Origin of the sequence: Chryseobacterium sp. W4I1 (assembly GCF_030816115.1) — a bacterium.
Classification (GTDB): Bacteria; Bacteroidota; Bacteroidia; order Flavobacteriales; family Weeksellaceae; genus Chryseobacterium.
Genome location: NZ_JAUSXQ010000001.1, coordinates 1,854,548 through 1,877,767, shown reverse-complemented (window position 1 = coordinate 1,877,767; position 23,220 = coordinate 1,854,548). Strand labels below are relative to the sequence as shown.

Sequence of the window (23,220 nt, the reverse complement as noted above, 5' to 3'; positions counted from 1 at the left end):
CATAAAGCTGGCAGAATAAAAGTGATAATTAAAAAATCAATTAAAAATGAAAATACAATTTTTAGGACAAAACTGTTTTTTGTTTACATACAAAGACAAAACAATTTTAAGTGATCCTTTTTACAATTACAAAAAAGCCGAATCTGGCTTCGATATATCGGCTCAGAAGATCGATTATATCTTACTGACTCATGCACACGGCGATCATATTGCTGATGTGGAAGAAGTATTGCAGTTTCACCCGGAAGCTACGGTGATTGCCGTTCCTGAGATCTGCGCTTACTTCAAGACCGCAAAGAATAAAAACGATGTGAACTTAGGAGGATCAGCAAAAATCGAGGATCTTAAAATTTCCATGGTACCGGCTCACCATACCAGTTCCTTCCCGGATGGAAGCTATGGAGGTGTTCCTGTAGGATATATTTTCAGACTTCCTGAAGGTAAGAATATCTATATGGCCGGAGATACCGGAGTCATGGCGGATATGGAGCTTTTCCCAAGACTTTTCGGAAAGATTGACCTGTCTATCCTTCCCATTGGAAGCCACTACACAATGTGCCCCAGAAAAGCTTCTTTTGCAGCAGCAGAATTATTGAAAACTCCAAAAGTGATCGGATGTCATTTCGATACTTTCCCTGCCATTGAGATTAACCATGAAAGTGCATTAAAGCATTTTGCTGATAAAAATGTAGAACTTGTTCTTCCTAAATTAGGAGAGGAGTTTGAATTTTAAATAAAGAATAAAGGTAATTTTAAAATGAAAATGAATATGTTGAAAAGTATAGAAACAAAAAAAGATAATTTTTCAATTACCTTACTTCAACTTAAAATAAAAAAAAATGGCAAGCTACCTAAATCACACCGCTACGACCAATTACCTTTGCTGCGTTCCCACCCTGGAGGGTTCTCAGGAGCTGGTTGTTTAGGACTTGCCGTTGCAAAGGTAGGAATAATTTATAAACTTCAAAATATTATTAAAGAAAATTAGTCGAAAAAATGCGCTAATAAGGCTAAACGGCTGGAATTTAGAGCAATAATTTTTCAACTTTTTTTAAAAAATCTAACATGACGAAAAGTCCATCAACACTAGGAATTATACTTTTTATCGCTACAATGATCATTTTTTTTGTAGCTTATTTCTTTTTCTCGGGAATCAATTACTTTGAAACTTCGCTGAAAATCAACGCCTTCGTTCTTCCGATAATTTATGCGGGAGCAGCTTTCTGGTCTGTAAAAACCTTCTGGAACAAAAATAGAATAGTATCTTTCAAAGATGCATTCTCAAGAGCATTCGTTCCCATGTTTATCGGAGGAATTCTTTCCATTTTCAGTATGTATGCTTTTCTTAATTTTGTAGATCCCAATGTAAAAAAACTTCTGAATTACCAATATGTACAGAGACAGAAAAAAGAATTAGACACTGAATATCAGTCTGCAAGAAAGATCATGAAACATCAGAAAGATATTGATGAATTGGATCAGAAATACAAAGAAAGACTGCCAAGTTTTTCTCCCGAAGCCATTAAAGGAAAAGATATGCTTACTGCAAGTCATTTTTCAGGATATTTTGCAGCAATTCTTATATTTTACGTAGTTTTGTCGGTGTTTTTCGGAGCGTTTTTCAGAACAAGAACAGTTTACGAAGAAACAGAAAATCAAGAATAATTTTTATTAAAATTAAATGAATTTATCTATAGTTATTCCGTTATTAAACGAAGAGGACTCTCTGGAGCAGCTTTTTTCAAGGATTGATAACGTTTGTTATTCAAACAGCTTATCCTATGAAATCTGGTTTGTAGATGACGGAAGTACAGACCTTTCGTGGAGCATTATTGAAAATATGAAGGTTCAGCACCCTCAGATCCACGCTATCAAATTTTCCAGGAATTACGGAAAATCTCAGGCCCTTCATGCAGCTTTTGAAAGAGCAAACGGAGACGTGGTGATCACAATGGATGCTGATTTACAGGATTTCCCGGAAGAAATTCCTGAACTTTATAAAATGGTTGTCGAAGATAACTATGATATTGTTTCAGGCTGGAAAAAGAAACGTTTTGACAACGTAATGACGAAAAATGTTCCGTCAAAACTATTCAATGCAGCAGCTAGAAAAGTGTCGGGAGTTTATCTCCACGATTTCAACTGTGGCCTGAAAGCGTACAAAAAACAGGTCGTAAAATCAATCGATGTGTATGGAGATATGCACCGTTATATTCCAGTATTGGCTGCCAATGCGGGATTCAGAAGAATAACTGAAAAAGAGGTACAGCATCAGGCGAGACCTTACGGAACCTCAAAATTCGGAACCGAAAGATTTATCAGAGGTTTCCTGGATCTGGTAACCCTTTGGTTTGTAAGCAGGTTCGGAGGAAGACCTATGCATTTCTTCGGAGCGGTAGGAACGGTTATGTTTATCGTAGGTTTTCTGTCTGCACTTTGGTTGGGCGTTTCAAAACTGATTGATGTGGCAAGAGGAATTTATGGACATCTGATTACCAATAATCCATGGTTTTTTATTGCCTTAACGATGATGCTGATGGGAACATTGCTTTTTATAGCCGGATTCTTAGGAGAAATGATCATCAGAACCAACAGAGAACATAAGAATTACAATATTGATGAAGTGATTTAATACGTTAAATAAAATTATCAACATATAAAATTTCCCTAAAAGCTCTCAACTTTTAGGGATTTTTATTGAAAAAGATAAGAGTTAAGGGTACTTTCACAAGAAATATATTTTTGAATACAAAATTTCAACGATAGAAATGTAACGAATAGTTTTTAACACAAGGATTAAAATGTTGTGCAATTAAGAAAACAATAAATCATTATTAAAAAAGTCAACAAATCAAAAAACAGCAGTATCAAAAGTGTGAAAAACTAATAGAAAACATAAGCACGGACTGCTTTTAAAAGCCTTTTTTAATTATATTTGTACCGTAATTGACAAGAGTGGTACAAAACGTAACAACTGGGAACATCTGATTACAGGCGAAAATAAAATGTATTGATTTTGCATGAACAAAAAAAGTTGTTTGAACTGCGGTCATGAAATTTCCGATGAGTTTTGTCCTCATTGCGGACAAAAATCCAACACCGCAAGAATAACTTCACGTTCTCTTATCAAAAGTGATATTTTAGGCTCGGTCTGGCATGTAGAAGCGAAGTTTTTCCGGACTTTAAAACATGTTTTGCTTGGACCCGGAAGAATGGGAATGGATTATATTTCAGGGAAACGGATTAAATATTACAACTTATTTTCTTTACTGCTTATTTTATTTGGATTTAATGTATTGGCAATGCATCTCTATCTGGATCTCAACCCGAATGAAATTCCTGAAGGCAGCACAAAAGTGATAGATGTTTTCTCGAAATATTCTAAAACGATTTTATTTGTATTGATCCCTTTGTTAGCCTTAAATGCATGGATTCTTTTTAAACGTATTAAATTGAATTTTGCAGAGCATATTATTATGGCATCAGTAAGCCTTTCAGGAATTCTAACGCTATTATTGCTTGATGATCTGGTAAGTATCGTTGCTGTATTTAAGCCGTTATCTAAAATCTTTAGTATAATAGATAAAATTATTGTTTTTAGTTGTGTCGTATTTCCTGCCTTTACTTATTGGAATGCCTTTAAAGAAAGCTATCCAAAGCTGGGTTTATGGTGGAGATTATTAGTGTTTTATATTTTAATGGGAATAGAGTGCCTGCTTATAATTGCACTTCTATATAAAAATATTTTAAGTTAAAGAATGAAAAAAATATTATACATAAGTCTGCTTCTAGCGGCAGTTTCCTGTGGAAAAGTGTCTCCAAAAGGAAATATTGAAAGGAAAGATGTGGATGTTTCAGAATTTGTGAATCTGGATCTGGAAGGAAAATTTCGTGTATTTTATGCCAGAGGAAACAAAAATTTTGTGGAAATCGAAACCTATCCCAACGTAGCTAGCAATCTGGATGTGGATGTAAAAGACAAAACTCTTTTTATCAAGGAAAAAAGAGGAACTAAAGGCGTAGATTTCTATAATGTAACGATCTATTCAAAATATAATCTTGAAAAAGTGGCGGTTGCAGATTCTGTGGAAATGAATATTTCCAGCGAAATAAAGACCGATAATTTTAGGCTTAATTTAAAAAATTATGCTACTTTTATGGGTTCGGTGAACACAAGAAGAGCAGAAGTGGATATGCAGAATAAAAGCAGAGCCAACTTTTTAGGACTGACTAAAGATGCAGTGATAAAGATCTCAGACACAGCAAGTCTGATTGCTCCCTACTGGAAAATAGAAAACCTGAATATCGATTCTAAAAACGGAAACTACGCAGAAGTTAATGTAAAGGATTCTTTAAAAGGAAATATTCAGAATACGGCAAAATTTATTTATTACAACAACCCGATTCGTGCCTTTAAAATTGATAAGCAGGCTCGCGTTGAGAATAAAAAACTGGAGTAATAAAAGAAGAGAGAGGATAAAGGAGGGAAGTTACTATAGAAACTGCTAAACTTAGAATTAGAACTTTACAAATTATAAAAGAACGAAATACAAATATGACAACATTAGAAAAAGCGCAACTTTGGTTAAGTGATACATTCGATAAAGAAACAAAAGATGCCGTACAGGTATTAATCGACAGCAATTCTCCGGATCTGGAAGATTCTTTCTACAGAGAGCTTGAATTTGGTACAGGAGGAATGAGAGGTGTCATGGGAGTAGGAACCAACCGCTTGAATAAATATACATTAGGACAGGCTACACAGGGACTGGCCAATTATATGCTTCAGCAGTTTAAAGGAGAAGAGATCAAAGTAGCTATTGCTTATGACGTTCGCCACAATTCAAAAGAATTCGGGAAACTGGTTGCTGATGTCTTAACAGCTAATGGAATTAAAGTGCTTCTTTTCAAAGATCACAGACCAACCCCGGAACTGTCTTTTACTGTAAGAGACAAAAAATGTAATGGAGGAATTGTATTAACAGCATCGCACAATCCACCTGAATACAACGGTTATAAAGTATATTGGAACGATGGTGCACAGATTGTTCCGCCACATGATGAAGCGATCATCAATGAAGTCTATTCTGTGAAATTTGACGAAATTAAATTCAACGGAAATGATGACCTGATCGAATGGATAGGAGAAGAGCAGGATGATGTGTATATTGATGCCTGTATTGAAAACTCAACCTATCAGAATGTTGGAAAAGAAAATTTAAATATTGTTTTTACCTCTATCCACGGAACAACTTATACTACGGTTCCAAAGGCTTTGGAAAAAGCAGGATTCAAAAAGATAGATCTTGTCAAAGAACAGATGATTCCAAGCGGTAATTTTACCACGGTAGAATCTCCGAACCCGGAAGAGCCTGCAGCACTGGAAATGGCATTGGATCTGGCAAGAATTACCAATGCAGACATCGTGATTGGAACAGATCCGGATGGGGATAGATTGGGAATTGCCGTAAGAAACCTTGATGGAGAAATGCAGCTTCTTAATGGTAATCAAACCAATACGATCCTTACTTATTATATTTTAAATGAATGGAGAAAGCTGGGCAAAATCACAGGAAAAGAATTTATTGGTTCCACGATTGTAACTTCAGATATTTTCTTTGATATTGCTCAGAAGTTTGGAGTTCAGTGTAAATCAGGACTTACCGGATTCAAATGGATAGGAAAAATGATCCGTGAAGCGGAAGGAAAAGAGAAATTCATCTGCGGTGGCGAAGAAAGTTTTGGTTTTATGACCGGAGATTTTGTCCGTGATAAAGATTCATGTGGAAGTATCGTTTTAGCCTGTGAAATTGCAGCATGGTGCAAAGCTAATGGCAAAACAATGTACCAGTATATGATCGAGATCTACAAAGATCTGGGAATGTATTATGAAGGACTGGTGAATATCGTCAGAAAAGGAAAAGAAGGTGCTGAAGAGATCCAGAACATGATGAAAAACTTCCGCGAAAATCCACCAAAAGAATTGGCAGGATCTTTAGTTGAAGAAGTGAAAGATTATAAAGAACAGACCAGCTTAAATATTTCAAGCAACGAAACCAAAGTAATGAACGACATTCCAAAATCGAATGTGCTGATTTATTATACCCAGGATGGGACTAAAGTCTGTGTAAGACCTTCAGGAACTGAACCGAAAATTAAATTTTATATTTCTGTAAAAGATACCATTACTTCTGAAGCAGATTTTAAAGATAAACTGAAATCATTAGAAGCTAAAATCGAGGACGTAAGAAAAGATTTGAAATTAGATTAATTTCCCGTCTGCAGAAGATGATAAAAAAGATTGTAGCAGTCTCTATGCTCTCTTTACTTGTTTTTTCCTGTAAAAAAGAAGTACAGAAAGTACCGGAAACAAAAATAACGAATGATTCAATGACTAAAGCAGAAATAAAAGAAGATCTGTTTAAGCCTATTGATACAGCTTGTTCAACAGCTAACAAAACTGAGGATTATATTGCCGCTCTTCAATGGTATAAGGCTAAAACTGATAAGGAAATTGCAGTAAACAGCCCTGAACAAAACGACAGATTATACGAAGATTATGTCAAAGTAAGAACAAAGTATACAGAATGTTTGAATGTTTTACATGCAGATATACTGTATCAATATACTGATTACCATACCAATGAGCCGGATACTTATCATTTGCCGGACAGCGTAAAAAAGATTGCCGGTGAACTGAGCAAAGCAGGTCTTGAATTTCGTGTTATGGGAGAAGGGCTTTCGGAAATTCATTCGTTATATGGATATGATTATGCTATATTTAAGAATAAGGTGACTCCTGATTATGAAAGCTATATTCTGCAGTTAGCAAATGACAGTAAAGAGAATTATGCTATAAATGGTGGTCTAATGATTACTTGGGAAGAGTTAGGGGAAAGATTGATCGCATGGGAGAATTTTATGAATAATTTTCCTAAAAGCACGTTGATAAAGAAAGCGAAAAGAGAATATGATGATTATTTGTTAGACTATATTCTTGGAATGGACAGTTCCCCGACTTATGACAGAACAGAGGGGAAATTGCTGGATGAAACCAAAGAAGAATACAGCAGAATCATTAAAAAATATCCGAATTCGCGGACAGCAAAAAAAGCAAAAGAACTGATAGCAGCTTTTGACGCACATACACCGGTGGATCAAATAGAAGGCAGGATTAATTTGAGAAGATAATATTAGTAAATTTAAATAAAAATAAAGTGAAAGTTTCAAAATTAGCGGCGAACCTGATTGGTTCCGAAATCGTAAAAATTGGTAATGAAGTTAATGATTTAAAAGCAAAAGGAGCAGAGATAGCCAATCTTACTATTGGTGACTTGAATTCTAATCTCTATCCCATTCCGGCACTGCTGAAAGAGGAGATTCAGAAGGCATATCAGAATAATCTGACAAATTATCCGCCAGCCAACGGACTTTTATCTTTAAGAAAAGAGGTTTCCAAAGACCTGAAAAACAGATGGAACCTTGATTATTCACCGAATGATATTTTAATTACTGCCGGATCAAGACCATTGATTTATGCGGTATATAAAACCATTGTGGATGAAGGTGATAAAGTAGTATATCCTACACCATCATGGAACAACAACCACTACGCTTACCTTACTTCCGCAGACGCGGTAGAGGTGAAAACTACCCCTGAAAACAATTTCCTTCCTACAGCAGACGATCTGAGACCCCATTTAGGCGGTGCAGTTTTGTTAGCGCTGTGTTCACCGCTGAACCCTACAGGAACAATGTTTACAAAAGAGCAGCTTTCAGATATCTGCGAACTGGTTCTTGAAGAAAACAAAAAAAGAGGGGCAGACGAAAAACCATTGTACCTGATGTATGATCAGATCTATTCTAACCTTACTTTCGGTGCACAGCACGTAGATCCGGTTTCTCTTTTCCCTGAACTGAAAGAATATACTATTTATATCGACGGTATCTCTAAATGTCTTGCTGCAACGGGAGTGCGTGTAGGATGGGGATTCGGTCCGGCTCACATTTTGGATAAAATGAAAGCCTTGCTGACACACGTTGGAGCGTGGGCACCGAAGCCTGAACAGGAAGCTACCGCGAAATTCTTTGAAAACCCTGACAATGTAAATGTTTTCGTAGAAGATTTCAAAGGCAAATTAGAAGAAAGCTTAAAAGTTCTTCACGGTGGAATCCAGGATTTAAAAGGAAAAGGATTGGCTGTAGAAAGTATAGAACCCATGGGTGCTTTATACCTTACGATCAGATTAGACTATATCGGAAAAACAAAACCCGACGGGTCTGTGATTGAAAATTCTTCTGACCTGGTATTCTATTTAATTAATGATGCCGGAGTTGCTCTGGTTCCGTTTTCAGCATTCGGAGAAGCAAAATCTGAGCCTTGGTTCCGTGCTTCTGTAGGAGGTTTGGCTGTGGATGAGATCAAAGTAATGCTTCCGAAGCTTGAAAATGCTTTAAACGCTTTAAAATAATATACTAAAAAGTTATAAGTTATTAATTATGAGTTATGAGCGAAAGTATTGTTGGTAAGAAGAGCTTTGAATTTGCAGTAAATATTGTTCGTTTTTATAAAAGAATAATTGTTGATAAAAAAGAATTCACACTCTCCAAGCAATTGCTACGCTCCGGAACATCTGTCGGTGCCAATATTAGAGAAGCTTTAAATGCTCAAAGCAGAATGGATTTTATCCATAAGCTGTCAATTTCCCAGAAGGAATGTGATGAAACGTTATATTGGCTAGAGCTTTTATATGCAACAGATTATATTTCTAAAGAAGAATTTGAAGGCTTAAATGCTCAGGCAACAGAATTGTTAAAAATTATCAGGAGCATCATAATAACGACGAAGAATAAAAACTCATAACTCATAATTAATAACTCATAACTCATAACTTTTTTACAATGAAAATCATAGCTGTCATTCCTGCCCGTTACGAAGCAAGCCGTTTTCCGGCAAAGCTGATGCAGATGTTGGGCGAAAAAACAGTAATCATGACTACCTATCAGAATGTTTTGGAAACAGGACTATTCGATGAAGTATTTGTGGCTACGGATTCAGAAATTATTTTTGATGAAATCGTGAAAAATGGTGGAAAAGCCGTTATGACTGGGCAGCATGAAACAGGAAGTGACCGTATTGCGGAGGCCGTTCAGAACATCGATTGTGATATTGTGATTAATGTCCAGGGAGATGAACCTTTCCTTAAATTAGAGCCTCTAAGGCAGCTTATCGACGTTTTTAACGATGATGATAATCAGGAAATTTCTCTGGCATCATTAAAGATAAAGCTGACAGAAAAAGAAGAGATTGAAAACCCGAATAATGTAAAAGTTATTACCGATAATAATGGGTTTGCCCTCTATTTTAGCCGCTCTGTGATTCCTTTTCACAGGGAAACTTCATATGACATCAGTTATTTTAAGCATATTGGTGTATATGCCTTCAGAAAACATGCTTTGCTCCAGTTCTCCAAGTTGGAAATGAAGCCGCTGGAAATATCAGAGAAGATAGAATGCATCCGCTATCTTGAATATGGTATGAAAATCAAATTGATAGAAACCAATTTCATCGGAGTAGGGATCGATACGCCCGAAGATCTGGAGAAAGCACGGAAATTAATTTAAAAATAGATTGGGAAAACATTAACATTACCTGCACTCAGTGCTTTTGTTTTTTTGCCCAATTCCTCTTATATTTGAATGAATATACAGGCTATACATGAGGGTTTTATTTTTAATAGTATTGTTTTGCTGTTCCCCATCTGAAATCTCAGAATTTGAATAATAAAAAATTCTATGCCCAAATACGCCATAGCTGTCAGGCAACAACAAATGGAGCGATCGATATCTACACATTTCTTGTGCTGGAATTTAAAAATGACAAAATCTATCCATCGTATTTAACCATACCATCTCAGCAGCAAAGTATAAAAGATCCTATTAATTATAAATTTGAAAATAAAATAGTATATCTTGCAAAACCATTAGATTTTAAAGAAGATCTTGGAACAGTTTTCACTTACGTAAATGAAAATCTGATCCCCAAAAAGAAACAGAATGAATCAAAATTTATTTTCAGACCTTCTTTAGACCATTATTTTAAAAGAAATAAATGAAAAAAATAATATACTTAGTCCTTTTAACGCTTACCACTTCACTGTATTCTCAGACTGCAAAAGAAATTATAGACAAAAATATAGAACTGTCCGGAGGATTAACGAATTGGAAGCTTCTGAATTCAGTATTGTTGCAGGGAAAAGTGATTCTGGGGATCAAAGATGAATATCCTATAAAAATTTACCAGCAACGCCCCAATCTTACCAAGACTATTATCAGCATCAATGGAAAAGAAACAGCAATTGAGGGCTTTGACGGTACAAAAGGCTATGCGATGAATTATGCCACCAATAAGCTGCAGGTATACCCGGAATATGTATCGGAAAGCTTTGATAATGATTTCATCGATTGGGAAAATAAAGGTTTTGAAGCCAAATATCTTGGAAAAGAAAAAGTAGGAGAGATCTACTGTCACAAAGTAGAACTGACCAAAAATGTCAATAAGAACATTTACTATTTTGATGTAAAAACTTTTATGCTTTTAAAAGAGGTAAAAAAAGATGAAACAGTTGTATATTCGGATTATAAAAAAGTAGGAAGCCTTGTTATGTCTTTCAGAATAGAATCTTCCAGTTCTAAAAAAGATGGTGATTACGTTATGATCCTGAACAAGATTGAGGTAAATAAAGTTTTTCCCGCAAATATTTTTAAGTTTTAAAAAAAGTAACATTGGCAAAACTGCCATTAAAATAGATAAGAATGAAAAATATTTTCTTATTGCTGCTTTCTTTTGTGGCATTTTTACAGAGCTGTACCAATCAGAAAAGTGAAGTTTCTCAAGCTAAAACCAAAGAACTTATGGGAAAAACAATATATGACTTTAAAGTTGAAAGCCTGGATGGCAAAGAAATCAACTTTGCAGATTTTAAAGGAAAGAAAATCCTTATTGTGAACACCGCATCAGAATGTGGATTTACTCCGCAGTATGCAGATCTGGAGAAAGTATATGAAGAATATAAAGACAAACTGGTCATTGTAGGATTCCCTGCGAATAACTTCGGAGGACAGGAACCTGGAACCAATACCGAGATTGGAGCTTTTTGCCAGAAAAACTATGGAGTTACATTCCCCCTGGCGGCTAAAGTTTCTGTAAAAGGTGACGACACAGCACCTATCTTCAAGTATTTGACTGAAAAGGAGCTGAATGGAGTAAAAAATACTACGATTCTTTGGAACTTTACCAAATTCCTGATCGATGAAAACGGAAAGCTGGTAGATACTTTCGTGAGTACAACAAAACCTACTGACGAAGCTATTACTAAGTATCTGAAGTAAGATAAAAAATAAAGATAACACTTCGGCTTCGCTCAGCGTGACATTTTCTACCATACAAATAGTATTAGAGCTGTCACGCTGAGCGAAGTCGAAGCGTTTATAGCTGATAATAACCGGTAATATTTCAAAATATTTGAAATAGAAAATATATTTTTACAAAAACAATAACACTTTGCTCATGAAAAAAATCATTTTTACTCTATGTATTCTTGCCTCTTTTATGTTAGGGTTTGCCTTTAAATCAGCTACAGAAAATAGTTCGGAAGATCTGAAAAGAGTAACAGGAATTGGCGGAATCTTTTTTAAATGCAAAGATCCTAAAAAAATGAGAGCATGGTATCAGGAACATTTAGGTCTTAATACTAATGAATATGGAGCTGTATTCGAGTGGTACCAGGGTGCCGATAATTCTAAAAAAGGATTTAGCCAGTGGAGCCCTTTCAATGAGAAAACAAAATATTTTCAACCTTCAGAAAAAGATTTCATGATCAACTACCGGGTACAAAATCTTGAAAAACTGGTTGAAGAGCTTAAAAAAGAAAATGTGACGGTTGTAGATAAGATCGAGGCTTATGAGTACGGAAAGTTTGTACACATCATGGATATAGAAGGAAATAAAATAGAGCTTTGGGAACCTAATGATATTGAATATGAAAAATTAGGCAAAAGTATGAACAGTAAAACCACGAAATAAATTACTGCTACATTACTGATTCTCTATCAACTACTCATTGGTCTTCTCCGCAAAACAGAAAATATTTCCAAGCTTAATACTGGAATAGCCATTGCTTTTTATTTTGGAGGAATTGATCATTGCCTTAGCTAAAACATCTGTTGGCAAAGGTTTTTGACTTTCCAATAAGCCCAGTTTATTTGCAAATTTTATAATTCTGCTGCCCAGAACTTCTCCGGTTCTTTCAGAATCCTTTCTTTCCAGCATTCCCGGTTTGAAAATGGTAATCTTCGTAAAATGTAGCTGTTTTACAGCTTCTTCCAGCTCACCTTTCATTTTGGAATAGAAAATTTTAGATGCAGGGTTTGCTCCATAAGCAGAAACCAGAATATAATCTTCAACATTATTTTCTTTGGCTGCTTTCGCAAATTCATACTGATAATTATAATCCACTTTTTTCTGAGCTTCCTTGCCACCGGCATCTTTAAGCGTAGTTCCCAGGCAGGAAAATGCGACATCTCCTTTTACCAGATCCTTCCATTCTTCCGGTTTCTCAAAATTGACCACATGAACATGCAGTTTATCATTTTGGATATTAACCGGTTTTCTTACAAAGATATCAACTTTATCAAATTCTTTATCATCAAGCAGTTGCTTGACCAGATCTTTTCCTGTAGCACCTGTAGCGCCTATTACCAAAGCTTTCATAATAATTGGGATTGGTTATGATATGATTTCTTTCTTAAATTTACTACATTTGAAATTAATATCAATGATCATTAATCACTTATCATTTATAAAAATTCATGGATGCTAACGAAATTTTAGACTACTGCCTTGCCAAAAAAGGAGTTACAGAAACCTTTCCTTTTGATAATGAAACGCTTGTGATGAAAGTAGGAACAAAAATGTTCTTATTAATGGGACTTGAAAGGCAGCCGTTGGGGATCAACGTAAAGACCGATCCTGAATGGAGCGCAGAACTCCGCGAGCAGCATCCGCAGATCACAGGTGCATTTCATATGAATAAAACCCACTGGAATTCGGTATTTGTAGATGGTTTAAAAAGAGATCTGATCTTTAAATTAATAGATCATTCTTATGAATTGGTATTTAATTCATTAACGAAAAAAGCGAAAGAGGAAATTGTAAATTCTTAGAATTGAAAAGCCTGGGTGAGTCTTTTATCTTCGTCCAGTCTTTCAATCAGCTTTTCAAGACCTTCAAATTTAATCTCATCATGAAGGAAATCTCTAAATCGTACTGTGATTTTTTCATCATAGATATCATCTTCAAAATCAAGAATATAAACTTCAACTGTTAATTTTTCTCCGTTCACTGTAGGATTGGTGCCAATGCTCAGCATTCCTTTATATTGCTGGCCTTTTACTTCAGTTTCTACGATATAGGCTCCTTTTTTAGGAAGCAGTTTGATAGATTCTGTGTCAATATTAGCGGTAGGATAACCGATTGTTCTTCCGATCTTTTTTCCGTGAACTACTGTTCCGGAGACAGAGTAGGAATAGCCAAGCATTTCATTAGCTTCTTTAATATTCCCTGTTAGAAGAGCGTTGCGGACCTTCGTTGAGCTGATATTGTTTTCGTGGATATTGATGGCTTCCATCTGTTCAACAACAAAATCCAGTTCTTGGGAAAGCTTTTGAAGAAGCTCAAAATTTCCGCTTTTATTTTTTCCGAATGAATGGTCGTAGCCTATAATAAGATATTTTACGTTCAGTTTGTCAATCAGGATCTGGCGCACAAACTCTTCTCCCGTAAGATTTCTGAATTCATCATCAAATTCTTTAAGAAATAAATGATCAACACCGTATTTTTCGATCAGTTCTTTCTTTTCATCTACTGTATTAAGAAGTTTAAGATCTTCATTAGGATTAAAAACAAACCGTGGATGTGGCCAAAAAGTAAGTATAGCAGTTTCCAGATTGTTCTTTGTGCCCACTTTTATCAGCTCATCAATAATGCTTTTGTGTCCCAGATGCACTCCGTCAAACATTCCTAAAGACAACGCTAAAGGCTTTTGAGAGGAATAATCTGTAAAATTCTTGAAAACTTTCAAAACGAAAAAATTTGACTGCAAATATAGAAATAATGTAACAATATAACAATGTAATAGTATAACAATAAAATTGCCTGTTTTACTGAGTTATTATTGGAAAATTGCTGCATTGTTATATTCCTACATTTTTTAAAAAAGTATGATAAAAATCTTTTTTTTACCAATTGCGGGTTAGTGAAGAATCATTATATTTGCACCAAGAAAAAATTTAGCAATGGCAAACCAAATTAAAGGTAAAATTTCTCAAATTATTGGTCCGGTAATCGACGTTGTCTTCACAGATGTGGAAGCAGTTCCAAGTATCTATGATGCGTTAGAAATTACAAAAGGAAACGGTGAAAAAGTAGTCTTAGAAGTAGAACAGCATATTGGTGAAGATACAGTAAGATGTATCGCAATGGATGCTACAGACGGTCTTCAGAGAGGGCAGGAGGTAATTGGATACGGAAATCCTATTACAATGCCAATTGGTGAAGCTGTAAACGGAAGACTATTCAACGTTGTTGGGGATGCTATCGACGGACTTCAAAATATATCTAAGGAAGGTGGTCTTCCAATTCACAGACCAGCTCCAAAATTTGATCAACTTTCAACTTCTGCAGAAGTTTTATTCACAGGTATTAAAGTAATCGACTTAGTTGAGCCTTACGCAAAAGGAGGTAAAATTGGTTTGTTCGGTGGTGCCGGTGTAGGTAAAACGGTATTGATCCAGGAGTTGATTAACAATATTGCAAAAGGACACGGAGGTCTTTCAGTTTTTGCCGGAGTAGGTGAAAGAACGAGAGAAGGAAATGACCTTTTAAGAGAGATGCTGGAATCAGGAATTATCAAGTATGGTGATGATTTCATGCACTCTATGGAAAACGGAGGTTGGGATCTTTCAAAAGTAGACCTAGAGGCTATGAAAGAATCTAAAGCTGCATTCGTTTTCGGACAGATGAATGAGCCGCCAGGAGCAAGAGCAAGAGTAGCACTTTCTGGTCTTACATTAGCTGAGTATTACAGAGACGGTGGTGAAAGCGGACAAGGTAGAGACGTACTTTTCTTCGTAGACAACATCTTCCGTTTTACGCAGGCTGGTTCTGAGGTATCTGCACTTCTTGGTCGTATGCCTTCTGCGGTAGGTTACCAACCAACGCTTGCTTCTGAGATGGGTGCAATGCAGGAAAGAATTACTTCAACTAAAAATGGTTCAATTACTTCAGTACAGGCGGTTTACGTACCTGCGGATGACTTAACTGACCCGGCTCCTGCAACTACATTTGCTCACTTGGATGCAACAACAGTACTAGACAGAAAAATTGCTTCATTAGGTATTTACCCTGCTGTAGATCCATTGGCTTCTACATCAAGAATCCTTGCTCCGGAAATTATTGGTGACGAACATTATGACTGTGCTCAGAGAGTAAAAGAAATTCTTCAGAGATATAAAGCGCTTCAGGATATCATTGCCATTCTTGGTATGGAAGAACTTTCTGAAGAAGATAAATCTGTAGTTTACCGTGCTAGAAAAGTTCAGAGATTCTTATCTCAGCCTTTCCACGTAGCGGAACAGTTTACAGGTATTCCGGGATCATTGGTAGATATTAAAGATACCATCAAAGGATTCAACATGATTATGGATGGTGAATTAGACCATTTACCGGAAGCTGCTTTCAACTTGAAAGGAACTATCGAGGAAGCTATTGAAGCAGGACAAAAAATGTTAGCTGAAAACGCGTAATAAATTAGACATAAGATTTTTAGACCTGAGATGAGAGACATTATTTGTCAAAAATCTTTTAATCTTCAATCTTTTAATCTTTTAATCTAAATTAAAATGAATATAAAAATTTTAACACCAGAATACGTAGTTTTTGAAGGAGAAGTAGACTCAGTATTATTGCCTGGAAAAAATGGTGAATTCCACATCATGAAAAACCACGCAGGAATCGTTTCTTCTTTAGTTGGGGGTAAAGTAAAGCTTTATACAACTTCAGTTGGGGAAGCTTATGCTAAAAACTTCACTAGAGAAAATGACAAAGACTCTGTTTTTTCTTATCCTATCAAAAGCGGTGTTGTAGAATTTAATCATGATAAAGGAATCATCCTTTGTGAATAATTAAATGAAAAGCTAAATATATTTTCAAGAAAGTGTAACTTTGGTTACACTTTTTTTTATGTTGTGTAAAAGTCTGATTTTATGAAGAAAAGTACAATCATATTCTTTACCATTCTGGGAATTTTCCTCAATGCCCAGAATTTCAAAACCAAAAGAGGTATTATTAGTCTGGACGGTATTCATGTTGCCAAAATCTCGAACAAATCCAATGTCTATACATTCCTGGATCTGAATGAAACTCCGATGTATACTATGGAATTCATAGATAAAAGTATAGTAGACTCTGTGAGAGATAGTTATATCAGGCTTAACAGGGTTTATAACAGAGAAAAAACAATCGAACTCGATTATATTTCTCCGTCTGCATTTTCGGGAGAAGAAAAGTCTGCTGTTTATACTTCCATAAAAGGATTGAAGATCATTGATAACAAAGGAATCAATATCAAAAATCTGGATGAAATTTTCAAGAATGTACCGAAAAGAAAGCTGGATACCAAAACAAAGGAAGCTTATACCACAAGAAGTAAAATTGACAAAATGAATATTGAGGTCAATAAAGTGGGAGAGATCCTGAGCAACGGTGTTCCGGTTGGATATTTCACTAATCTTCCTGTAAGCTTCGGTTCAGAAGATACCATTACAGATAAAAGTTTTATAGACATTGAAATGTATGATGCTAAAAGTAAGTACATTGGAAGATATATTACTACAACAAAACAGCTAAAAACAGCTGGCGGCAAGATCTTTACAATTTACAGAGAAATGTCCGGCAGGGCATCCCTGTTAAAATTTCCAACCTATAAAGCAATTGCTGAAAGGATAGCCCTTATGGATCCGAATTTTATTAAAATACAAGATAAGGTAACGGTGGGAACTGTTGAAAAAGAATCAGCTCCTAAATAAATAGAAAAGATAAAATATTAATAAACTATCTTAAAAGTCTCCGGAAAACGGAGACTTTTTATATTTAATAAAATTTATTTTTAAAATTAAAGGCTCAAAATAACACCATTATCCTTAAGCTGCTGCATGGGTTTTGAAAACCAGAATAATTCAAAATCTTCAAAATTTTCTTCAAATTGATTCTTAAGTTGTTGAGCAGTAAGTTTTTTCGGGTTTTCTATCGTATTTTCTTCCAGCACTTTCATCAGCCATTCCGCTTTATCCTGCTCCAGATCAATCTTTACGATATTGGTTTTTAAGTGGAATGTAAGAAGCGTATATGCCCCGGAGTATTTCTTTTTATTTTTTATGCGATTCTCAGCGATTACGTTTTTGGTTAAAAAAACAACTTTTGAGTTAGCCTTAAAGCTGAATAGATGATCATCCAACAGACAGTCGTGAATATGATCAGGATGAACCTGCGTTTTTGGAATTTTAAAATCAAACCAGTCCTGAAGTGGAAATTCAAAATTAATTCCGTGCATATAATTAAAAAGAGACTTTTTGAGTCCAAAACTGAATTGGCTGTGATCGATTCCGGTTTTATCTATAAAATCAATATCATTGTTCGCAAACAAAATTTCTTCCTTCACAGGAGTCACTCCAAATTCTTCAGGATTAATTCCGACAGGCGAGTGGGCGGTCATGGCAAACTGGTGCCAGAATCCACTTTGAAGAATTCCCATTTCAAACATCTGTCTTACTATTTCCAAAGAGTCTACCATTTCCTGGATAGTCTGGGTCGGGTAACCATACATCAGATAAGCATGAACCATAATTCCGGCTTCCGTAAAATTTCTTGTAACTCTCGCTACCTGTTCTACTGAAACTCCTTTATCAATCAATTTTAGCAATCGGTCGCTGGCTACTTCAAGTCCCCCGGAAACGGCAACGCATCCAGAAAGTTTTAGAAGATAGCATAGGTCACGGGTGAAACTTTTCTCAAAACGGATATTCGTCCACCAGGTAACAACCAGATTTCTCCGTAGAATTTCCAACGCAACTTCCCGCATCAAGGCCGGTGGTGCTGCTTCATCTACAAAATGGAATCCTGTTTCCCCTGTGGTTTTGATGAGCTCTTCCATTCTGTCGACCAGAATCTTTGCAGAAACAGGTTCGTAGATTTTAATGTAATCTAAAGAAATATCGCAGAAAGTACATTTTCCCCAATAGCAGCCGTGAGCCATGGTCAGTTTATTCCATCTTCCGTCACTCCATAAGCTGTGCATGGGATTGGCAATTTCAATCACCGAAATGTATTGATCGAGCTTTAAATCTGTATAATCCGGAGTACCGATTTCTGCCTGCTTATAATCGTGCCTTTTGGAATTATTTTTATAAATAACCTGTTGATTTTCAATAAGAAATGTTCTCTTTAACTCTGTTTCATCTCCTGAATTATTTAATACATTATTGCAAAGAAGCTCAAGAGGAAGTTCACCGTCATCAAGGGTAATAAAATCAAAAAATTCAAAGACTCTATAATCTTTTACTTCCCTTAATTCGGTATTCGGAAAACCGCCGCCCATCGCAGTTTTGATGTGCGGATAATGTTTTTTGATGAACTGCGCACACCTGAAACCGGCATATAAATTTCCCGGAAATGGAATTGAAAAACACACTAGTTTTGGCTGTACTAATTCTAATTTTTCCTGAAGAATTTTTAACGTGAAATAATCAATAAATGTATGATCGCCTGATAATTTTGAATATAATTCATCAAAAGAATTGGCACTTTTTCCAAGACGTTCCGCATACCTGCTGAATCCAAAATCTGCATCTATATTTTCAATAATATAATCCGAAATATCCTCCAGGTAAAGAGTAGCAAGATGTTTGGCTTTATCCTGCAGCCCCATATTTCCAAATGCAAAATCCATGTCGTCCAGCTGGTTGAATCGGGAAGCTTCAGGCAGGAAATTCATGCTGCAGATCTGTCTGGCCAACGTTGGATTTTTCCCCTGCAGAAAGTTAATGACCTGATCAATAGTCTTTAGATATTCTTCTCTCAATGCAAAAATTCTCTTGGAATTTTCTGAGATCTCCTGAAGTTCAATTTCTGTTTCAAAAATTTTCCGAATTCCATTTCTTGAGAATAACTCCAAAATAACATCCAGTCCCAGATCGGTTTGATAGCTGGAAATATTTTTGGTATTCAGAAAGCCTTTTATATAAGCTGTTGCAGGATAAGGTGTATTAAGCTGGGTAAAAGGCGGAGTGATAAGGAGGAGATCTTTCAACAGAAATTTTTTCAAATTATTTACACTCAATCTGAATTTAAGTTGTTGGACGACAGTATTTTAATAATATTGCCATAGCAAAGATATCTCTTCAGATTGTACCTGCAAAGATAGGTAATTTGTAAGCTATGCTGCAAATTCCAAAATTGAAATATAAGCAGTAATACTATTTAAAGCACAAAATGAATTAAGCTTATGAAATAAAAAAGGATAAATTAAAATTCAAGATGAAGTATCATGTTAGACTTCTGTTAGAGTTTTATGAGTATTGCGTTTTGACTTTCTATTATCAGCAATCACATTCAGAATGACTCCTAACAGGATCAGGACAATACCTATAAGCAGGTTGATTGTAAACTTTTCATGAAACATGAGCACACTTACCATTACTGCAATTACAGGTTCCAGAGCTCCTAAGATAGCAGTGGGTGTAGACCCAATATATTTTATGGCATACACTAAGCAAAGACTGGAAATGACTGTCGTCAGAAAAGCAAAAATAATGAAGTTTATCAATATAGACAGAGAAGGAATGGCAAAAGACTCACTTTCAGCTGATGCTTTGATCATAAAAAATGCAGAAGTGAAAAGCATGGAATAGAAGGAAAGTTTGAAACCTGAAACCTTCAGATCAGATTTATTCACGATTACCATATAAAGGGCATAAAATAATGAACTCAGCATGACAATTCCGAGGCCGGCAAAATTAATCTCCAAACCTTTTCCTTTTAAGCATAAAACGATAACTCCAGCGAAAGCAAACAATAGGGAAATGAGAGATAACTTTGTAAGTTTTTCCTTATAAAAGAAGAACATAATCAACGCGACAATAACCGGATAAATAAACAGAACAGTAGAAGCAATTCCCGGTGTAAGAAAATCATAACCTATGAATAAAAATTCTGAGGAAAGGGCATAGCAGACTCCCAAAACAGAAAGGATCAGTAATTCTTTCCTATTGATTCTGAAATTTTCTTTGGAATACAGCAGATAGCCTCCGACCATTAAAGCAGAAAATAAAAACCGGTAGAACAAAGTAATATCCATTGAAAAATTAGCCTTCTTCAATGGCAGAATAAAAATGGGAATCAGCCCAAATGAAACGGAAGACAAAACGCCTAACAGATAACCCTTAAATTTCATTCGCATTTATTTTATAAAAAACCACTGAAAATAATCAGTGGTTTTGTGTTATATTATATGATGATATCGTATTACATTTGTTTGTACTCAATATTCATCTGTTTTTCTATTTCTCTGTAATGTCCGGAAGTTAATTTCTCACGGATACCATCAAAAGCAGCCAATGTTTCATTAATTTCTGAATCTGTATGAGAAGCCGTCGGGATCAGTCTTAACAAGATCATTCCTTTAGGAATTACCGGATATACAACTACTGATGTGAAAACACCATAATTTTCTCTTAAATCTTTAGCTAAAAGGGTAGCTTCAATGGTAGTTCCTTCAATGAAAACAGGAGTTACACATGTGTTGGTATTTCCCAGATTGTAACCTCTCTCTTTCAGACCGTTTTGAAGTTTAGAAACATTCTCCCACAATTTAGCTTTGATTTCGGGACGTGTTCTTAAAAGCTCCAGTCTTTTTAAACCTCCTATTACCATTGGCATGGTCAGAGACTTAGCAAAAATCTGAGAACGAAGATTATATTTTAAGAATCGGATGATTGTTTCATCTCCGGAAAGGAAAGCTCCGAAACCGGCCATAGATTTAGCAAAAGTAGAGAAATAAACATCAATCTGATCCTGACATCCCTGCTCCTCACCAGCTCCCGCTCCGGTTTTACCCAAAGTTCCGAAACCGTGGGCATCATCTACCAACAATCTGAAATTGAATTTAGATTTTAAGTCGCAGATTTCTTTCAGTTTCCCCTGCATTCCTCTCATTCCGAAAACACCTTCAGTGATTACAAGGATACCGCCGCCGTTTTCTTCTGCTACTTTAGTGGCTCTGGCTAAGTTTTTTTCCAAACTTGCCATATCATTGTGCTTGAACGTAAAGCTTTTACCCATATGAAGACGAACACCGTCTACAATACAAGCATGAGAATCAGCGTCATAAACGATTACGTCATGTCTTGTAACCAATGCATCAATCGCTGAGACCATTCCCTGGTAACCGAAATTCAATAAATAAGCAGCCTCCTTTTGAGTAAATTCTGCCAACTCTTTTTCCAATTGCTGATGCTGTTGAGTTTCACCTGACATAGCTCTTGCGCCCATCGGATAAAACATTCCGAATTCTGCAGCCGCCTTTGCATCAGCTTCTAAAACTTCCGGGTGGTTACAAAGTCCTAAATAATCGTTTGCACTCCAGAAAATTACATCCTTACCTTGAAATTTCATTCTTGGACCAATTGGACCTTCCAGTTTTGGGAAAACAAAATACCCTTCAGCATAATCTGCAAATTGTCCCAATGGACCTGGATTTTGTTTAATACGTTCAAAAATATCTAACATTTTGTATAGTAATTTTTAAGTGAAAAAGTCTTTCGTGCGGAACACAGAAGACTTTATTGGTATTGTGGTTTATTATATTCTATTTAATGAATTCTGTTTTGAAAACTTCATCGTAATTGTGTACGCAGTTATTCACAAAACCTTGTTCAGCCATCCATTTGTCGCTGTATACCTTGGTGATATACCGGGATCCATGATCCGGGAATATCAGAACAATGATATCATCTTTAGTCAATTCATGAGATTGGGCATACTGGATCAGTGCCTGGGTTACGGCTCCTGTAGTATAACCTCCCATGATGGCTTCTTTAAGGGCTATTTCACGGGTTCTGTAAGCAGACATCTCGTCATTTACTCTTACAAACTCATCCACCTTGTCAAAAAGAAGGGCAGCAGGGATCAAATTTTTCCCCATTCCTTCGATCTGGTAAGGATGAACATCTTCTTTGTGTATTTTTCCTGTTTCGTGGTAGCTCTTCAGGATAGATCCGTCGGCATCCACACCGATTATTTTAATACCGGGATTTTTTTCTTTTAAAAATTTACCCGAACCTGATAATGTTCCACCAGTTCCAGTGCAGGCAAAAAGGTGCGTTATCTTACCTTCTGTCTGCTCCCAAATTTCAGGACCTGTTGTCTTGTAGTGTGCATCAATATTCAATTCATTAAAATATTGATTGATGTAAACTGAATTGGGTGTTTCTGAAGCTATTCTCTTAGCCACCTCATAATATGATCTCGGATCGTCTGCCGCTACATTGGCAGGACAAATGTATACGGTAGCCCCTAATGCTTTTAAATAAGCAATTTTTTCGGGCTTCGTTTTATCGCTTACCGCGAGAATACATTTATATCCTTTAATAATACAAACCATTGCAATAGAAAAACCGGTATTTCCGGAAGTAGTTTCTACAACTACAGAATCTTCCTTTAATAAACCTTTTTGTTCAGCGTTTTCTATAATATGAAGTGCTATTCTATCTTTTGTGGAATGTCCAGGATTATATGATTCTAACTTGGCATAAACGGTTGCAGGAATATCTTTTGTAACAGTATTAAGCTTCACCATAGGAGTATGTCCTATTAGGCCAAGAATATTATCGTAAACATTACTCATTATTTGTTATTTTCAATAAAAATCTGACCGCAAAAATACAAAAAAATAAATAATTACTAAACTTTTGTTTGTTTTCAAGCCAGCGAATTGGGAAAATTTATTTTCTGATTTGCAATCTTAGCTGAAGTACGATCACAAATACTACGCCAAATTTTTTAAATTTTGTTAAAAACACCATGGAATGGTATAAAAGCCTTATTTT

General features: G+C 35.8%; 24 protein-coding genes and 1 other RNA gene. 18 read left to right on the top strand and 7 right to left on the bottom strand.

Annotation, left to right across the window (positions count from 1 at the left end; all coding sequences use genetic code 11):
* The first annotated feature begins 46 nt into the window (after window positions 1-46).
* Entirely contained in the window at window positions 47-733 is a 687-nt protein-coding gene (locus QF044_RS08705) for a metal-dependent hydrolase (RefSeq protein WP_307265935.1), read from the top strand.
* A 104-nt stretch (window positions 734-837) separates the two neighbouring features.
* Here the strand turns inward: QF044_RS08705 and ffs are convergent.
* Window positions 838-935, bottom strand: an RNA gene (ffs, locus tag QF044_RS08700) — signal recognition particle sRNA small type.
* Between the two features lie 130 nt (window positions 936-1,065).
* Between ffs and QF044_RS08695 the strand changes: the two genes are divergently transcribed.
* From QF044_RS08695 to QF044_RS08635, 13 genes are all read left to right on the top strand, one after another.
* A complete protein-coding gene (locus QF044_RS08695) occupies window positions 1,066-1,665 on the top strand; it encodes a DUF4199 domain-containing protein (RefSeq protein WP_307265934.1) in 600 nt (199 codons plus the stop codon).
* 16 nt (window positions 1,666-1,681) lie between these two features.
* Window positions 1,682-2,632: a glycosyltransferase family 2 protein gene (locus tag QF044_RS08690; protein WP_307265933.1), complete on the top strand. Its 951-nt coding sequence runs from the start codon at window positions 1,682-1,684 to the stop codon at window positions 2,630-2,632.
* Between the two features lie 388 nt (window positions 2,633-3,020).
* Window positions 3,021-3,755 (top strand): DUF3667 domain-containing protein, encoded by a 735-nt coding sequence (locus tag QF044_RS08685; protein ID WP_307265932.1) that lies wholly within the window; start codon window positions 3,021-3,023, stop codon window positions 3,753-3,755.
* A 3-nt stretch (window positions 3,756-3,758) separates the two neighbouring features.
* Window positions 3,759-4,460, top strand: coding sequence for a GIN domain-containing protein (locus QF044_RS08680; protein WP_307265931.1), 702 nt, complete (start codon window positions 3,759-3,761; stop codon window positions 4,458-4,460).
* Window positions 4,461-4,555: 95 nt separating this feature from the next.
* A complete protein-coding gene (locus QF044_RS08675; protein WP_307265930.1) occupies window positions 4,556-6,271 on the top strand; it encodes a phospho-sugar mutase in 1,716 nt (571 codons plus the stop codon).
* 17 nt (window positions 6,272-6,288) lie between these two features.
* Window positions 6,289-7,191, top strand: a complete 903-nt coding sequence (locus tag QF044_RS08670) for a hypothetical protein (protein WP_307265929.1) — start codon at window positions 6,289-6,291, stop codon at window positions 7,189-7,191.
* 26 nt (window positions 7,192-7,217) lie between these two features.
* The gene (locus QF044_RS08665) at window positions 7,218-8,471 is read left to right on the top strand and encodes a pyridoxal phosphate-dependent aminotransferase (protein ID WP_307265927.1); all 1,254 of its coding nucleotides are present in this window, start codon (window positions 7,218-7,220) and stop codon (window positions 8,469-8,471) included.
* 35 nt (window positions 8,472-8,506) lie between these two features.
* Window positions 8,507-8,863: a four helix bundle protein gene (locus QF044_RS08660; RefSeq protein ID WP_307265926.1), complete on the top strand. Its 357-nt coding sequence runs from the start codon at window positions 8,507-8,509 to the stop codon at window positions 8,861-8,863.
* A 38-nt stretch (window positions 8,864-8,901) separates the two neighbouring features.
* Window positions 8,902-9,624: a 3-deoxy-manno-octulosonate cytidylyltransferase gene (gene kdsB / locus QF044_RS08655; protein WP_307265925.1), complete on the top strand. Its 723-nt coding sequence runs from the start codon at window positions 8,902-8,904 to the stop codon at window positions 9,622-9,624.
* A 152-nt stretch (window positions 9,625-9,776) separates the two neighbouring features.
* Window positions 9,777-10,115 (top strand): hypothetical protein, encoded by a 339-nt coding sequence (locus tag QF044_RS08650; RefSeq protein ID WP_307265924.1) that lies wholly within the window; start codon window positions 9,777-9,779, stop codon window positions 10,113-10,115.
* Window positions 10,112-10,774, top strand: a complete 663-nt coding sequence (locus QF044_RS08645) for a histidine kinase (protein WP_307265923.1) — start codon at window positions 10,112-10,114, stop codon at window positions 10,772-10,774. Before QF044_RS08650 ends, QF044_RS08645 begins: the two co-directional genes overlap by 4 nt.
* Window positions 10,775-10,815: 41 nt before the next feature.
* Complete coding sequence (locus tag QF044_RS08640; protein ID WP_307265922.1) at window positions 10,816-11,391, top strand: glutathione peroxidase; 576 nt, start codon at window positions 10,816-10,818, stop codon at window positions 11,389-11,391.
* 178 nt (window positions 11,392-11,569) lie between these two features.
* On the top strand, window positions 11,570-12,085 hold the full coding sequence (locus QF044_RS08635) for a VOC family protein (RefSeq protein ID WP_307265921.1): 516 nt from the start codon (window positions 11,570-11,572) through the stop codon (window positions 12,083-12,085).
* A 30-nt stretch (window positions 12,086-12,115) separates the two neighbouring features.
* Here the strand turns inward: QF044_RS08635 and QF044_RS08630 are convergent, their stop codons facing one another.
* Window positions 12,116-12,772: an NAD(P)H-binding protein gene (locus QF044_RS08630; protein WP_307265920.1), complete on the bottom strand. Its 657-nt coding sequence runs from the start codon at window positions 12,770-12,772 to the stop codon at window positions 12,116-12,118.
* Between the two features lie 98 nt (window positions 12,773-12,870).
* Between QF044_RS08630 and QF044_RS08625 the strand changes: the two genes are divergently transcribed.
* The gene (locus tag QF044_RS08625) at window positions 12,871-13,224 is read left to right on the top strand and encodes an MmcQ/YjbR family DNA-binding protein (protein WP_307265919.1); all 354 of its coding nucleotides are present in this window, start codon (window positions 12,871-12,873) and stop codon (window positions 13,222-13,224) included.
* Here the strand turns inward: QF044_RS08625 and QF044_RS08620 are convergent.
* On the bottom strand, window positions 13,221-14,141 hold the full coding sequence (locus tag QF044_RS08620) for a bifunctional riboflavin kinase/FAD synthetase (protein ID WP_307265918.1): 921 nt from the start codon (window positions 14,139-14,141) through the stop codon (window positions 13,221-13,223). The genes QF044_RS08625 and QF044_RS08620 overlap by 4 nt on opposite strands.
* A 214-nt stretch (window positions 14,142-14,355) precedes the next feature.
* On the opposite strand from QF044_RS08620, the gene atpD reads away from it, so the two are divergent.
* From atpD to QF044_RS08605, 3 genes are all read left to right on the top strand, one after another.
* Window positions 14,356-15,864, top strand: a complete 1,509-nt coding sequence (atpD, locus tag QF044_RS08615) for a F0F1 ATP synthase subunit beta (protein WP_307265916.1) — start codon at window positions 14,356-14,358, stop codon at window positions 15,862-15,864.
* 96 nt (window positions 15,865-15,960) lie between these two features.
* On the top strand, window positions 15,961-16,242 hold the full coding sequence (locus tag QF044_RS08610) for a F0F1 ATP synthase subunit epsilon (RefSeq protein WP_307265915.1): 282 nt from the start codon (window positions 15,961-15,963) through the stop codon (window positions 16,240-16,242).
* Between the two features lie 81 nt (window positions 16,243-16,323).
* Window positions 16,324-17,145 carry a hypothetical protein gene (locus QF044_RS08605; RefSeq protein ID WP_307265914.1) on the top strand — a complete coding sequence of 274 codons (822 nt, stop codon included), beginning with the start codon at window positions 16,324-16,326 and terminating at the stop codon, window positions 17,143-17,145.
* An 86-nt stretch (window positions 17,146-17,231) separates the two neighbouring features.
* Here QF044_RS08605 and QF044_RS08600 read toward each other — a convergent pair whose 3' ends face one another.
* The 4 genes from QF044_RS08600 to QF044_RS08585 form a co-directional block, all read right to left on the bottom strand.
* Window positions 17,232-19,424, bottom strand: a complete 2,193-nt coding sequence (locus QF044_RS08600) for a radical SAM protein (RefSeq protein WP_307265913.1) — start codon at window positions 19,422-19,424, stop codon at window positions 17,232-17,234.
* Between the two features lie 240 nt (window positions 19,425-19,664).
* Entirely contained in the window at window positions 19,665-20,567 is a 903-nt protein-coding gene (locus tag QF044_RS08595) for a DMT family transporter (RefSeq protein ID WP_307265912.1), read from the bottom strand.
* 71 nt (window positions 20,568-20,638) lie between these two features.
* Window positions 20,639-21,901, bottom strand: coding sequence for a pyridoxal phosphate-dependent aminotransferase family protein (locus tag QF044_RS08590; RefSeq protein WP_307265910.1), 1,263 nt, complete (start codon window positions 21,899-21,901; stop codon window positions 20,639-20,641).
* 79 nt (window positions 21,902-21,980) lie between these two features.
* Window positions 21,981-23,018, bottom strand: coding sequence for a PLP-dependent cysteine synthase family protein (locus tag QF044_RS08585; RefSeq protein ID WP_307265909.1), 1,038 nt, complete (start codon window positions 23,016-23,018; stop codon window positions 21,981-21,983).
* Window positions 23,019-23,220 lie beyond the last annotated feature (202 nt).